Origin of the sequence: Mycolicibacterium sp. MU0053 (assembly GCF_963378095.1) — a bacterium.
Classification (GTDB): Bacteria; Actinomycetota; Actinomycetes; order Mycobacteriales; family Mycobacteriaceae; genus Mycobacterium; species Mycobacterium burgundiense.
The window spans coordinates 3,588,881-3,602,847 of the sequence record NZ_OY726397.1 but is presented as its reverse complement, the minus strand read 5'-3'; the positions used below and the strand labels follow the sequence as shown (position 1 = coordinate 3,602,847).

At 66.8% G+C, this 13,967-nt stretch carries 16 protein-coding genes; 7 read left to right on the top strand and 9 right to left on the bottom strand.

The window, feature by feature from the left end; all coding sequences use genetic code 11:
* Positions 1-185: 185 nt before the first annotated feature.
* Complete coding sequence (locus RCP80_RS16955) at positions 186-1,328, top strand: ferredoxin reductase (RefSeq protein ID WP_308482893.1); 1,143 nt, start codon at positions 186-188, stop codon at positions 1,326-1,328.
* A gap of 11 nt (positions 1,329-1,339) precedes the next feature.
* Positions 1,340-2,578 (top strand): fatty acid desaturase family protein, encoded by a 1,239-nt coding sequence (locus tag RCP80_RS16950; protein WP_308478780.1) that lies wholly within the window; start codon positions 1,340-1,342, stop codon positions 2,576-2,578.
* Here the strand turns inward: RCP80_RS16950 and RCP80_RS16945 are convergent, their stop codons facing one another.
* From RCP80_RS16945 to RCP80_RS16925, 5 genes are all read right to left on the bottom strand, one after another.
* Positions 2,579-2,740 (bottom strand): thermonuclease family protein, encoded by a 162-nt coding sequence (locus RCP80_RS16945; RefSeq protein ID WP_308478779.1) that lies wholly within the window; start codon positions 2,738-2,740, stop codon positions 2,579-2,581. It lies immediately after the preceding gene.
* Positions 2,741-2,814: 74 nt separating this feature from the next.
* The gene (locus tag RCP80_RS16940; protein ID WP_308478778.1) at positions 2,815-3,093 is read right to left on the bottom strand and encodes a putative quinol monooxygenase; all 279 of its coding nucleotides are present in this window, start codon (positions 3,091-3,093) and stop codon (positions 2,815-2,817) included.
* A gap of 99 nt (positions 3,094-3,192) precedes the next feature.
* The gene (locus RCP80_RS16935) at positions 3,193-3,522 is read right to left on the bottom strand and encodes a PASTA domain-containing protein (protein ID WP_308478777.1); all 330 of its coding nucleotides are present in this window, start codon (positions 3,520-3,522) and stop codon (positions 3,193-3,195) included.
* Between the two features lie 98 nt (positions 3,523-3,620).
* Entirely contained in the window at positions 3,621-3,956 is a 336-nt protein-coding gene (locus tag RCP80_RS16930; RefSeq protein ID WP_308478776.1) for a PASTA domain-containing protein, read from the bottom strand.
* A 91-nt stretch (positions 3,957-4,047) separates the two neighbouring features.
* Positions 4,048-4,836, bottom strand: coding sequence for an SDR family oxidoreductase (locus RCP80_RS16925; RefSeq protein ID WP_308478775.1), 789 nt, complete (start codon positions 4,834-4,836; stop codon positions 4,048-4,050).
* A gap of 191 nt (positions 4,837-5,027) precedes the next feature.
* Between RCP80_RS16925 and RCP80_RS16920 the strand changes: the two genes are divergently transcribed.
* Positions 5,028-5,720 (top strand): DUF899 domain-containing protein, encoded by a 693-nt coding sequence (locus tag RCP80_RS16920; protein ID WP_308478774.1) that lies wholly within the window; start codon positions 5,028-5,030, stop codon positions 5,718-5,720.
* Positions 5,717-6,187: an SRPBCC family protein gene (locus tag RCP80_RS16915; RefSeq protein ID WP_308478773.1), complete on the top strand. Its 471-nt coding sequence runs from the start codon at positions 5,717-5,719 to the stop codon at positions 6,185-6,187. The genes RCP80_RS16920 and RCP80_RS16915 overlap by 4 nt, the downstream gene beginning before the upstream one ends.
* Here the strand turns inward: RCP80_RS16915 and RCP80_RS16910 are convergent.
* Positions 6,142-6,807, bottom strand: a complete 666-nt coding sequence (locus RCP80_RS16910) for a TetR/AcrR family transcriptional regulator (protein WP_308478772.1) — start codon at positions 6,805-6,807, stop codon at positions 6,142-6,144. The genes RCP80_RS16915 and RCP80_RS16910 overlap by 46 nt on opposite strands.
* A gap of 113 nt (positions 6,808-6,920) precedes the next feature.
* On the opposite strand from RCP80_RS16910, the gene RCP80_RS16905 reads away from it, so the two are divergent.
* Positions 6,921-7,949, top strand: coding sequence for an aromatic ring-hydroxylating dioxygenase subunit alpha (locus RCP80_RS16905; RefSeq protein ID WP_308478771.1), 1,029 nt, complete (start codon positions 6,921-6,923; stop codon positions 7,947-7,949).
* 12 nt (positions 7,950-7,961) lie between these two features.
* Positions 7,962-9,044, top strand: coding sequence for an NAD(P)H-dependent amine dehydrogenase family protein (locus tag RCP80_RS16900; RefSeq protein WP_308478770.1), 1,083 nt, complete (start codon positions 7,962-7,964; stop codon positions 9,042-9,044).
* A gap of 10 nt (positions 9,045-9,054) precedes the next feature.
* Here the strand turns inward: RCP80_RS16900 and RCP80_RS16895 are convergent, their stop codons facing one another.
* The gene (locus tag RCP80_RS16895; RefSeq protein WP_308478769.1) at positions 9,055-9,996 is read right to left on the bottom strand and encodes an esterase family protein; all 942 of its coding nucleotides are present in this window, start codon (positions 9,994-9,996) and stop codon (positions 9,055-9,057) included.
* 159 nt (positions 9,997-10,155) lie between these two features.
* Here RCP80_RS16895 and RCP80_RS16890 point away from each other — a divergent pair, with 159 nt between their 5' ends.
* Positions 10,156-11,595, top strand: a complete 1,440-nt coding sequence (locus RCP80_RS16890; protein ID WP_308478768.1) for an HNH endonuclease signature motif containing protein — start codon at positions 10,156-10,158, stop codon at positions 11,593-11,595.
* A 16-nt stretch (positions 11,596-11,611) separates the two neighbouring features.
* On the opposite strand, the gene RCP80_RS16885 is transcribed toward RCP80_RS16890, so the two are convergent.
* Together RCP80_RS16885 and RCP80_RS16880 are read right to left on the bottom strand one after the other, a co-directional pair.
* Positions 11,612-12,712 carry an acyl-CoA dehydrogenase family protein gene (locus RCP80_RS16885; protein ID WP_308478767.1) on the bottom strand — a complete coding sequence of 367 codons (1,101 nt, stop codon included), beginning with the start codon at positions 12,710-12,712 and terminating at the stop codon, positions 11,612-11,614.
* Between the two features lie 9 nt (positions 12,713-12,721).
* Positions 12,722-13,954: an acyl-CoA dehydrogenase family protein gene (locus RCP80_RS16880; protein WP_308478766.1), complete on the bottom strand. Its 1,233-nt coding sequence runs from the start codon at positions 13,952-13,954 to the stop codon at positions 12,722-12,724.
* Between the last annotated feature and the right edge of the window lie 13 nt (positions 13,955-13,967).

Genomic DNA, 13,967 nt, shown 5'->3' with positions numbered 1-13,967 from the left:
TTCGAAAACCCGCTCTGACTTCGGTCAGGGCGGGTTTTTCGTTGGCTGCCCCGCCAAAAGCGTTGGCTTTACCCGAACCTCGACTCGTTGTTCGGAACACTCACCCAATCTGAAGTGTGAACTGGGTTACTCACGGGTACCACCCGAACTATGACAACGACGCGATCCTGGGCGGGTGTTCGGCGATGACCCAGCCGTTGACTCCGCCGCTGCGCAAGGTGGCGCGGTGGAGCATCAAGCCCGCCAAGAACGTCGAGGCGGCGGTCAGCCCGAAGGTCAATGTGCTGCGCGGACTGGCGGCGCGCGCCACCACGCCGCTGCTGCCCGACGACTACCTCAAGCTGCTCAACCCGCTGTGGACGGCGCGGGAGCTGCGCGGCCAGATCGTCGACGTCTGTCGGGAGACGGCGGACTCCGCCACGGTGACGATCAAGCCGGGCTGGGGATTCGCCGCGGACTACCAGCCCGGCCAGTACGTCGGCATCGGGTTGCGCGTCGACGGACGCTGGCACTGGCGGTCGTACTCGCTCACCTCGGTACCGCAGCGGCACGACAAGCACATCACGATCACCGTGAAGGCGACGCCCGAGGGATTTCTGTCCACCCACCTGGTCAACGGCGTCACACCCGGGACGGTCGTGCGCCTGGCGGCCCCCAAGGGGGATTTCGCGCTGCCCGATCCGCCGCCGCCGAACATACTGTTCGTCAGCGCAGGTAGCGGTATCACCCCGCTGATGGCGATGCTGCGGTCGCTGACCGCCCGCGGCCAGAGTCCCGATATCGTGCACCTGCACTCTGCGCCATCAGCCGAGGACGTCATCTTTTACGACGAGCTGCGTGCCCTGGAAGCACGCCAGTCCGGCTACCGCCTGCATCTGCAACTCACGGCGCAGGACGGGAAGCTCGACTTCGAACGTCTCGACGACCTCGTGCCGGACTGGCGCGACCGGCCCACCTGGGCCTGCGGCCCGACGCCCATGCTGGACGCGGTCGAAGCCGTGTGGGACGCAGCGGGATTGTCCGATGCGCTGCACACCGAGCGCTTCACCATCGACCGTACCGACAAGGGCGGTGAAGGCGGCACCGTCACCTTCGCCATCTCCGACAAGACCATCGAAATCGACGGCGCCACCTCGCTTCTGGAGGCGGGGGAGAAGGTAGGCATCCAGATGCCCTTCGGTTGCCGGATGGGTATCTGCCAGACGTGCGTCCTGCCGCTGGAAGACGGTCACGTCCGCGACTTCCGGTCCGGCGACGAACACGGCGCGGGGGACCGCATCAACACCTGCGTGTCCACCGCATCAGGCGACTGCACACTCAAGATCTAGGGGAGGAACCGGTGGCCATCACCGACATCAAACGTTACGCACACCTGACAGCCGAGGACGTCGAGGCGCTGGAGCGGGAACTCGACGCCATCCGCACCGACATCGAGGAATCGCGCGGCGAACGCGACGCCCGCTACATCCGGCGTTCCATCCAATTGCAGCGCGCGCTGGCCGCGGGGGGCCGTGCGGTGCTGTTCGCCAGCCGCAACAAGGTGGCCTGGTGCGTGGGGACGGCGATGCTGGGCACCGCCAAGATCATCGAGAACATGGAACTCGGCCACAACATCATTCACGGGCAGTGGGACTGGATGAACGACCCCGAGATCCACTCGACCGAGTGGGAGTGGGACACCACCGCGCCCGGTACGCATTGGAAGAAGTCGCACAACTTCATCCACCACAAGTACACCAACGTCGTCGGCCTCGACGACGACATCGGGTACGGCATCATGCGACTCACGCGCGATCAGCGCTGGGAACGGTGGATGATCGGCAACCCGATCTACAACGTGCTGCTGGGCACCCTGTTCGAGTGGGGCGTCGCGGCCCACGGGCTGGAGACTACGAAGTACCGCAAGGGCGAGAAGTCGCTGGCCGAGGTGCGGAAGGATCTGCGGATCATCGGCAAGAAGGTGGGCAAGCAGGTCGGCAAGGACTACATCGTGTTCCCGGCGTTGGCGGGTCCCAACTGGAAGTACACCCTGGCGGCCAACGCGGTCGCGAACCTGATCCGCAACTACTGGGCGTACATGGTGATCTTCTGCGGGCACTTCCCCGACGGTGCGGAGAAGTTCACCAAGGAAGAGTTCGACAACGAGACCCGGGCCGAATGGTATCTGCGACAGATGCTGGGCTCGGCCAACTTTCACGCCGGTCCGCTGATGGCGTTCATGAGCGGCAACCTGTGCTATCAGATCGAGCACCATCTGTTTCCCGACCTGCCGAGCAACCGCTACGCCGAGATCAGCGAGCGGGTGCGGGCACTGTGCGAGAAGTACGACCTGCCCTACACCACCGGGTCGCTGGGCCGCCAGTACCTGCAGTCGTTCCGGACCATCGCCAAACTCGCCCTGCCCGACAAGCTGCTCAAGGCGAGCTCCGACAACGCGCCGGAGACGAACTCGGAGTTGAAGTTCCGCATCCGCGACGGGATGCGGGAGAGCTTCGGCGTCGACCCCGCGACCGGCAAGCGGCGCGGCCTGCGCAGCGCCATCCGAGAACTGGAAAACGGGGCGATCGCCGTAGCGTGACTAGCGGCGCACCGACTCCGTGGCGCCGTGGCACGGCGGCCCCCACAGCCCCCGCCCGGCGGCCTGCGCCTCCCGCTCGGCGGCGGCGATCTGCGGGTAGCGCTGCACCGGTCGGCCGCGATAGATGTAGGCCTGCGCCATGCCGGCGCGGGCGGCCTCCACCGAGTAGTCCCAGATCTGCCGCCGAAGTCATCCACAGGAGGTTGACAATGGATTGACAGGTTGGGTGTTTTCGTTTACCCGGCGTGCGCCACGTCGTAGTCCGCCACCGATGCCGACAGCATTACCGCACTTTGATCATCACCCGGCCCGCCGCCGCGGAACGCCTCCAGCGCCGCGCGCGTGTCCCAGCGCTCCAAGACGTTGATGCGCCCGGGTTCGATCAGGTCGGCCGTGATCGCGAAGTCCAGGCACCCCGGCGCCACCCGGGCCTGTTCGACGACATCGACGCAATCCGCGAGGTAGGCCTCGCGTCGGGTTGGCTCGACGAGGATGTGTCCCGCCACGATGACCATGGGTGCCCCTTCCGGGTCTCGGAACGGGTTGGTGCAACCCGCATACGTAGGTAGACACCGCGGGCGCGGCAAACTCATCGGCCGCCCCGGAAAGTTGGCCTACTCGCAGGATTCCTGATGCTGGCGCACCACGACGAACCCGACGGTCGAGTCCGCGGTGAGGGTTTCACCGGCCTCCGGAACGGTGGCGCAGACCGTCCAGTTGGCGGGGCTGAGCTGCTCGCGTCCGAGGCCGGTCAGGTCCTCGGTCTCGAAGGTGATCTGGTCGCTGAGTGCAGCCACCGAGGATTCGGCTTGCTCGAGGGTGGCACCGACCAGGTCGGGCATCTCCCATTCGGGGTCGTCGGCCGCGGCGGGTCCGGCAAAGGTGAGCCCGGCTGCGAGCGCAACGGCGCCGACCGCGGCGGCGGGCGCAAGAAATTTGATCATGATGGCTCCCCAGTTGAGCGCGCCCGAATGCTATCGGGCACGGGGAAGCGTAACGCCGGAGCCTGTGAGCCGCTCGCCGAGAAAAGTGGAGGAGTGGGTCAGCAGGGTTCGCTGTGCAACCGCACGACGCCGAAGATGACCGTGGTCTTCGCGGTGATGGTGCCGCCGGGCCGGGGCGCCGTCGCGCAGACCGTCCAGCTGGGAGCGCTGAGCTGCGGGCGCGCGTAGCCCGTCATGTCCGTGGACACCGTGCGGAATGTGACGTCGTCGCTGAGTCCGGCTATCGCGGATTGGGCCTGCGCCAGCGTCTTGCCGGTCACGTCGGGCATCGTCCAGGTTTCGGTGGCGTCGTCGCCCGCAGCGGTGGCCGGCCCGGCGAACAGCAACCCGCCCGCCATCAACACGGAAGCCGCAAATGGCGCACAGAACTTCATCTCATCCCCTTTGATTGCCGGACACGGTATCGGCTGCTGCCGTCGCCGCGCAGACGATTGCTGCTGACCGAGACCTGATCGATGCCGAACGTCAAGGCGTGATCGCGGTGGGTGGCTTCGCGTCGCGCTTCCGGATGCGCGGTGCCAACTGCACGACCTCGGGTACCACACTCGGATTGGCGTATGCCGCGGTGAGCAGTGATACCAGCGTGTTTGCGACGTCCCGCAGCTCCGACATCTGGGCGGGCAGCTGCCCATGCGCGACCCAGGACCGGAACAGCTCGTCGAGCAGATCGCGATCCGCGCCACGCAGGATCTCGGTGTCCTCGGTGGGGCCCATGCCCACTCGAATGACCGACAGTTCGGGGTGCTCGCTGCGCCAGGAGTTGAGGATCTCGTCGAGCGCTGCCTTGCTGGCGTCGTAGGCCGCAACGCCGGCACGTGGACGGCCCACGTCACGACTGGAGGTGATCAGCACGACGCCCTCGTTGCTCAGGTACGGCAGGGCGGCTCGCAGTACGTAGTTCGCGCCGATGGCGTTGACGGCAAACGCATGCAGCCAGGTGGCGACGTCGGTGTCCTCGACGTAGGCGATCGGGACGACGGTGCTGGTGAAGACGACGGCGTCGATCATTCCGCCGAGCGCCTCGGCGGCCTGGCCGACGACCCGCTCGATGGCCTTGGGGTCTTGGACGTCGAGTTCGAACGCGCTGCCGCCGACGGATTCGGCCAGCTCGGTCAGCAGGTCGAGTCGGCGGGCCGCCACCGCGACGGTGGCTCCGCGCTGGGCGGCGCTGGTGGCGACGGCATGACCGATTCCGGAGGACGCGCCGACGATGAGGACTCGCAGTCCGGCGGCGTCGCGAAGTTCAACACTCATTGCCCGTCGCCTTCGATGCACACCATTGTCAGTACTCACTTTCCGCCAAACCCTGGCGTCTGAGGTAAGGGCATCCTATGTTCTTGGTGCAGCGACGTGCCCGGCACCCCCGATATCCAGCCCGGCGATGAGTATCTCCGGCGCGGTTGGTCAAACCCTGTAGAAGTGCCGAACTCGCGGAGGGAGAGCGAATGAACAGCGAAGCCAAACCGCCGGTGGTCGATCAACAGACGTGGGCCGCCGCACTCGCCGATTTGCGGCGACGGGAGAAAGCCGCGACCCGCGAACTCGACGCGATCGCTGCGCAGCGCCGTCGGTTGCCCGTGGTTGAACTGCCCGAATACACCCTCATCGGCGCGGAGGGCCCGCTCCGGCTGGCCGAGGTATTCGAGGGGCGGTCCCAGCTCATCACCTATCACCACATGTGGTCCGACGGCGCGGAATGGCAGTGCGGCGGGTGCACCGGGCTCACCTCGCAATACACCCGGTTGGACTTCCTGGACGCCTACGACGCCCGCTTCGTCATCGTCACCAACGGGCCCATCGCCGAGGCGCTGGCCTACCGCGACAAAGTCGGCAACAAGATGGCGTGGTATTCGTCGTCGGAAAGCTCTTTCGGTGCCGACGTCGACGCCGCGCCCAACGAGGGCTTCGCGGTCAACGTGTTCCTGCGCGACGGGGACACGGTGTACCGCACCTGGCACACCAACGGGCGCGGCACCGAACAACTCAGCTACACCTTCGCCCTGGTCGACCTCCTGCCGTGGGGCCGGCAAGAGGAATGGCAGGACTCGCCGGCGGGCTGGCCGAAGTCGCCGACCTACGCCAAGTGGTTGGACTCCCCGGACGTCGCCAGGCTGTACGGGCAGGGGGTCAGCGCGTGAACGAGCAGCGGTATGTGGTCACCCGCACGGTCGCCGCCACGCCGCAGCAGGTGTTCGCGGTGCTGGCCGACCCGGCGCGGCACCAGGATGTCGAGCCCAGCGACTGGGTGCGCGACGCGGTGGATCCCGAGCAGAAGATCACCGGCGGCGGCGAAATGTTCGCGGTGAACATGTTTTTGGAGTTCGCGGGCGGGCATTACGTCATGCACAACCTGGTCGACGTGTTCGAGGCCGACCGCGCTATCGGCTGGCTGCCGGGCACCCTCGACGACGACGGCAACCACCAGCCCGGCGGTTGGAGTTGGCGGTACGACCTGAAGCCGAACGACGCCGGGACCGAGGTCATCTTGACCTACGACTGGACGGGCACGCCGCAGAGTTTCCGGGACACGGTGGGCGGCATGCCGCCGTTCGACCAGAGCTACCTGGTCGATTCGCTTGCCGCGCTGGAGCGTTCGCTGTCCTGAGCCGAGTGCTCGAGATAGCAGACGATGGCGTTGGTGAGTCCGCGCCGAGCCTCGTCGAGATCGAAGAAGCTGCCGAGCTGACGTTCGGACACGATGCCGCGCATCGCGCCGGGGATGAACGCCGCCACCTCGCGGACCCGGTGAGCGTCGACGTCGAGGTCGGCGAATGCCCGCTGACACGATCGCAGCCAGCTGTCGCCCCAGGCCGACAGTTCCGCGGCGGTGCGTGGGTAGAGGCGTTGCAGTTCGGCGGGGTCGCTGGGGAGGGCCGCGCGCAGGTTCTCGATGGCTCGGGAATGGCTGGATGTCAGTCCCGCGTAAAGGGTTTCGATGATGGTGGAAACGCGGGCGCGCAGCGACGAGTCACGGTCGGTCTGCACCGGGAATTCGCCGCGCAGTTCGGCGGTGTGGTGCAGCACCGCGGCCCAGAACCCGTCGACGTCGCCGAACTGATACTTCACGGTGCCCCAGGTGGCACCGATCTCCTTGGCGATCCGACTGGCCGACACCGCGCCCGGGTCGCCGGAGGCCAGGCAGCGCACCGCGGCCTCGAGCATGCTTTCCCGAGTGGCCGCGCCGCGCCGATTGCTGCGCCTTCCCTCGGTGCCTGCGGCGGTCATAGCGCCTGATAGTAGTGGTTTCCGCACCATTTCACAGTGCCCCCTATTATTCTGCCGGTAAGGGCACTATTGTTCTGCGGGTCCGGCCCGCAGCGCCTATGAGAGGTCACTCGATGGCAAAGCCGCCATTGTCCATGAAACCCACAGGGTGGTTCCAGGTCGCCTGGTCGGACGAGGTCGCCGTCGGCGCGGTCCACACCATGAAGTACTTCGATCAGGAAATGATCGCCTGGCGCGCCGAGGGCGGACAGCTGACTGTCATGAACGCCTACTGCGAACATCTCGGCGCTCATCTCGGCCACGGCGGCACCGTGGTCGGCGAGGTGCTGCAGTGCCCGTTCCACGGCTGGCAGTGGAACGGCGAGGGCCGCAACGTGTGCATCCCGTATGAGGACCGGCCCAACCGGGGCCGGCGGATCAAGACCTACCCGGTGGTGGAGCGCAACGACTCGGTGTACATCTGGCACGACCTCCAAGACCGCGAGCCGTACTTCGAGGCCCCCGATGTCTTCGCTGACTTCGCCGACGGCAGCAGCGCCGCCGGCTACTACCCGCAGCAGCGGCTGTTTCGGCAGGGCTTGGAAATGCACCCGCAGTACGTGCTGGAAAACGGCGTGGACTTCGCGCACTTCAAGTATGTCCACCAGACGCCGATCGTTCCGGTGTTCACGCGGCACGACTTCGACGCGCCGGTGTCCTTCGTCGACTTCACCATCACCTTCGAAGGCGACGACGCCCAGTCGATCGAGGACATCAACAGCGGTGTCGAGGCCATCAACGGTGGCCTCGGTATAGCGGTGACCAAAAGCTGGGGGATGATCGACAACCGCACGATCTCGGCGATCACGCCGGTCGACGAGTCCACCTCCGACGTGCGTTTCATGGTGTACATCGGTCGCCCGCAAGGGGACTCGGCCGCCCGGAATCCGGAACGCGCCGCCGCGAAGGCCGCCGAGTTCGGCCAAGAGGTGATCCGCCAGTTCAGTCAGGACGTGCACATCTGGGCGCACCAGCGGTATTCCGACCCGCCCGCGCTGGCCAGTTCCGAACACCAGGGATTCACCGCAATCCGGAACTGGGCCAAGCAGTTCTATCCCGACGGCCGCGGTGGCAGCGCCGCCGAGCTGGCAACCCACTCCTAGAAAGGCGTCCCGATGCCCGCCAACCCGATCAAGGTATTCCAGGTCGCAACCGGCAATGTCGGCAGCGAGATGATCCGGCGCATTCAGAACCGGCCCGAACTCGAACTGATCGGCGTGCATTGCTATTCGCCGGAGAAGGTCGGCAAGGACATCGGGGAACTCGGCGGCATCGACCCCGTCGGTGTGCGCGCCACCGGCACCATCGAGGAGATCCTCGCCGCCAAGCCCGACGTAGTGACGTTCCACGGTGTGTTTCCCGACGAGGATCTGTATGTGCGGGTTCTCGAGGCCGGGATCAACATCGTCACCACTGCCGACTGGATCACCGGCTGGCACCGCGATACCAACCATCCGCACCCCTCCGGCAAGCCGGTCACCGAACTCCTGGCCGAAGCCTGCGCCAAGGGCGGCGCGACGTTCTACGGCACCGGCATGAACCCGGGGGTCAATCAGATTCTGGGCGTGGTGTGTTCGGCCGATGTCGCCGACATCGAGAACGTCACCACCATCGAATCCGTCGACGTGTCCTGCCATCACTCCAAGGAAACCTGGATCGAGGTCGGCTACGGTCGCCCGGTCGACGACCCGGAGATTCCGGAGATGTTGGAGAAGTACACCCGGGTCTTCGCCGACAGCGTGCTGATGATGGCCGATTGCTTCGACCTGGAACTCGACGAGGTGGTCTTCAGCGCCGAGCTGGGCGCCTGCACCAAGGACGTCGACCTGGGTTGGTACCAGCTGCCCAAGGGATCGCTCGGCGGCAACTACATCAAGTACCAGGGGATGGTGGACGGCGTGCCCCGCGTCGAGACGCATCTGGAATGGCAGATGACGCCGTTCACCGACCCCAGCTGGGACATCAAGGGCTGCTACATCACCAAGATCGCGGGGGACCCGTACGTGTACAACAAGCACATGATCTTCCCGAAACCCGGTGTGGACCTTGCCGATCCCACGGCCTTCGCCTCGATCGGCATGACCGTGACCGGTCTGCCGGCGCTCAACGCGATACCGCAGGTGGTGGCCGCACCCCCGGGACTGCTCACCAGCGCCGACCTGCCGCTGCGCGGGTTCGCCGGCCGATTCAGACTCTGAGGCTTTCGACTCAGGCCGCCGGCGTCGCCCCCAACACGCGTTGCAGGTCGGGCAACATCGCCTGAAGTTGTCCACCCCAGTATCCCCAGCTGTGGGTTCCGTTGGCGGGGAAGTTGAACACGCCGTTGGACCCGCCGGCGGACTGGTAGGCCGAGGCGAAGTTCTTGTTCGTGCGGATCGTGACGCCCTCCAGGAACTGGGCAGGGATCTGGGCATTGCCCAACCCCGCGTCCAGGTCGGAGGGGTTGCCGTTGCCGCAGTACACCCAGATGCGGGTGTTGTTGCCGACGAGGCGTCCGATCTGCAGCATCGGGTCGTTGCGCTGCCACGCCGACCCACCGTAGGGCCCCCACATGTCCAGGGCGTTGAAGCCGCCCGCATCGGCCATGGCCACACTCACCAGGATCGGCCAGAAGCCTTCGGAAAGATTGAGGAACCCGGACAGCGAAGCGGCGTAACCGAATTGGCCCGGATGGTAGGCGGCCAGGATCAACGCCGCACTGCCTGACATCGAAAGCCCCACGGCGGCATTGCCGTTCGGGCTGATGCCACGGTTCGCCGACAGCCACGCGGGCAGTTCGGAGGTCAGGAACGTCTCCCATTTGTAGGTCTGGGTGGTGCCGTTACCGACCGCGGGCCGGTACCAGTCGGTGTAGAAGCTGGACATGCCGCCGACGGGCATCACCACCGAGAGACCGGATCCGTTGAACCAGGAGAACGCGCCGGTGTTGATGTCCCATCCGCTGCGGTCGTCCTGCGCGCGCAGGCCGTCGAGCAGGTAGACCGCGTGCGGGCCGCCGCCCTGGAACTGGACGCGGATGTCGCGGCCCATCGCCGCGGAGGGGACCTCGAGCATCTCGACGCTGTCCGCGGCCGCCGGGGGCGGGGTGGCCACGGTGAGAAACCCGGCGGTCAGGGCGACCGCCAGGGCGAGGACGAATCTTGTGAACATGAGCTTTCCGTTCACCCCGACCCGGGTTGATACGGGTATATCGCTTGTGGTGCGCCGGATGGTTACCCGCAAGGGGGGAGTTGTCCACAGTCGCGACTTCATCCACAGCTGGGCGGTCCGCACGAGCGAGCGACGCCCGGGCGGACGATAATCGAACGCATGTGCGAATCAGGCTTCGATCCGGACGATGACACGGCCGTCATCACCGCGATCACCGACGCCGCACGTGCCGAAGCCGCCGCTGCGGCCCGGAGGTTGGCGGCGATCCACGCACTGATGGATCTGCGTCTGCTTGACGACGACGAACGCGAATTGTGGGCCTGCGATCCCTGGGACGCCGCCGCTGCCGAGATCGGCGCCGCGCTGGGCCTGAGCCAGCGGCGGGCTTCTGGTCAGATGTATCTGGCGCGGGCGATGCACACCCGTCTGCCCCGCGTCTTCGCCTTGCTGACGGCCGGTGCCGTGAGCGCGCGGACGGCCTCGACCATCGCCTGGCGCACCCATCTGGTCATCGACGACGACGCCCTGGCGGCCATCGACTCCGCGATCGCCGACCAGGCTGTCCACTGGGGGCCGCTCTCGGACGCCAAACTAGACCTGGCAATCGACAAGGTCCTCGCCGAACACGACCCCGATGCGGTCCGCGCCTTCGAGGCTGCGGCGCGGGGTCGGGATGTGCAGTTCGGTAAGCCTGAGGATGACACCGGCACGTCGTCGATGTGGGGCCGGCTCTACAGCACCGACGCAGCGCTGATCAAGAAGCGTTTGGTCGAGCTGACTCGGCACTTGTGTGCTGGTGACCCGCGCAGTGCGGGTGAGCGTCGCGTTGATGCCTTGGGTGCGATGGCCGCCGAGTCCGGTCCGTTGGCCTGTCGGTGCGGCAACTCCGGCTGTGCCGGCGCCACGGTGAAGCCGAGTCGCAGCCCGGCGGTCATCCACGTGCTGGCCGACGAACGCGCCATCACCGCGGCCCGCACCGGAATCTCGAAGGACGCAACGCAGACCGCCGCGCCCGCGCCGGTGCGGCAGCCGGCAGCAGTGCTGCAGGGCGGCGGCATCGTCCCCCAGCCGCTGCTGCAAGAGCTGTTGCTCAACGGCGCCCGAGTCAAACCCCTCACCGCACCACCGACACACCCCGAGCCCGGCTACCGGCCGTCGGCGGCGCTGGCCGCGTTCGTCCGCGCTCGGGACATGTTCTGCCGGTTCCCCGGTTGCAGCACCCCGGCGCAGTTCTGCGACATCGATCATGTGATTCCGTACCCGGTGGGGCCGACCCATCCGTCGGATTTGCGCTGCCTGTGCCGCAAGAATCACTTGCTCAAGACCTTCTGGACCGGTGAGCAGGGCTGGTCGGATGTGCAGCATCCCGACGGCACCATCGTGTGGACTTCGCCCACTGGTCACACGTACACCACCCATCCCGGGAGTCGCCTCGTGTTCCCGGACTGGGACGTCACGACTGCCACGCTTACGCTGGCGGCGTCGGGGAGCGCGTCGACACCGAACCGTGGCCTGCAGATGCCCCGCCGCACCCGCACCCGCGGTGCCGAACGTGCGCAACGCATGAAAAGCGCACGCGCACAACGAGACACCAGCTGACAGTCGTCGGTTCAGGCTAGGGCTTGGTGAGCTCCGCGTAGCGCGTCACGTGGTAGTCGGTGCTGCCGAATTCGTACTGGACCGCGGTGAGTCGCTTGAAGTAGTGGCCGATGGCCAGTTCCTCGGTCATGCCCATGCCGCCGTGCAACTGCACCGCGTTCTGGCCGATGAAGCGGGCCGCGCGCCCCACGGTCGCCTTGGCCGCCGAGACCGCCCGGGCTCGCGTCGCCGGTTCGGCATCCAGATTCAGGACCGCGAGATAAACCGCCGCCACCGCCTGTTCGAGCTCCATGTACATGTCGACCATGCGGTGCTGGAGCACCTGGAAGCTGCCGATGCGCTGACCGAACTGCTGGCGCTGCTTGGAGTATTCGACGGTGTCGGCCAACACCTTTCGCATGCAGCCCACCGCCTCGGACGCGACCGCGGCCGCACCCTCGTCCAGAGCCCGCGCCAGCGACGGTTCGGCCACGCTGAGCCTGGCGTCGGCGGGCAGGCGCAGGCCGTCGAACACCAGGTCGGCGGCCTGCCGGTCGTCGATGGTCCGATAGCTGTGCACCGTGAGCCCGGCGGGTAGGGCCGACGCATCGAATTCGGTGAGAAACAGCGAGGTGGCCTCAGCGGTGTCTGCGGTGATCAACAGGTGGGTGGCCAACGGCGCGTCGAGTACCACCGACTTCGCACCGGTGATGACCCAGCCGTCGCCGTCGGAGGCCGCGGCGGCCGGCCCCTCCGCGTCGAGATGGGCCAGCGCGACGACGGCGGTGCCCGCCACGATCTGTTCCAGCACCGCGCGGGCCGGCGCGGTGTCGGCGCGCGCCAGCAGTCCGCCGCCCACCACCACGGTGCTGACGTAGGGCTCGACCACCAGGGCGCGGCCCAACGTCTCGGTGATGACCATCATTTCTTCTGCGCCACCGCCGATCCCGCCGACGGACTCGTCGAAGGTGGCACCCAGGATGCCGAGTTCGTCGGCGAACGATCGCCAGATCTCGGGCTGCCACCCCGAGCCGGTCTTGGCCGCGGTGCGGCTCCTCGGCAGGTCATAGCGGGTGTCGAGGAACTTGGCGAGGCCGTCGCGCAGCAGTTCCTGTTCCTTGCTGAGGTTGAATTCCATACCAGTTCCCTAGAGCCCGAGCGCCGCTTTGGCGAGGATGTTCCGCTGAATTTCATTGCTGCCGGCATAGATCGATCCGGCGCGGTCGTTGAAGTACCGCAACGGTGCCACCGCCTGCCAGGGCTGTCCGCTGACGTAGCCGTCGGCCGGTGGCTCGTATTCGGTGACCGGCCCGCCCGGACGGGTGGCATGGGGTTGATAGACCCGGCCCCGCGGACCGGCGGTCTCGAGGGCCAACTCGGTGATCGCCTGGCTCAACTCGGTCGAGATCACCTTGAGCATCGAGGAGGCCGACCCGGGGTTGCCGCCCTCGGCGACCACCGCCAGGGTCCGGAATTCCAGAATCTCCAGCACCTCGGTGCGGATCCGGACATCGGCGAGCTTGCGCGCGAAGGCGGGGTCCTCGATCAGCGGTGCGCCGTCGGGTCCACGCTGATGTGTTGCGGCAGTAGCGATTTCCTCCGCCATCACCTGTAGCGCCGGGGCGGTGGCGCCGCCGCCGCGCTCGAACTCCAACAGGTACTTGGCCACGGTCCAGCCGTCGTCGATCTCGCCGAGCACATTGGCCTGCGGGACCCGCACCCCGGAGAAGAACACCTGGCTCTGGACCTCCTCGCCGGAGGTCATGACCAGGGGATGCACCTCGATGCCGGGGGTGTCCATCTCGAGCAGCACGAAGGTGATGCCCTGCTGCTTGCGCTCCAGCCGCGACGTGCGGACCAGGGCGAACATCCAATTGGCCTCGGTCGCATGCGTGGTCCAGATCTTGCTGCCGTCGAGGATCAGGTCGTCGCCGTCGGCGACCGCGGCCATTTGCAGCGAGGCCAGGTCGCTGCCCGACTCCGGTTCGGAGTAGCCCTGGCAGAAGAACACCTCACCGGTGAGGATGCGCGGCAGGAAGAACGCCTTCTGCTCGTCGGTGCCGAATTTGATAATGGCGTGGGCCACCATCTTGATCCCCATCGGGGAGAGCGACGGGGCGCCCGCCAACTGCGACTCGCGGCTGAAGATGTAGTGCTGGGTCAGCGTCCAATCGCACCCGCCGTACTGCACCGGCCACGCCGGGGCCGCCCAACCGCGCTCGTGCAGGATGGCCTGCCAGGCCATGCTGGCCTCATGGTCGGCGTACACGCTGGTCATCAGCCGGCCGGCGGCGCGCAGGTCCGGGGTGAGCTTCTGTTCGAGGAACTCGCGCACCTCATCGCGGAATGCGCGATCCTGCGCTGACCACTCCAAGTCCATTCGTCGTCCTCAC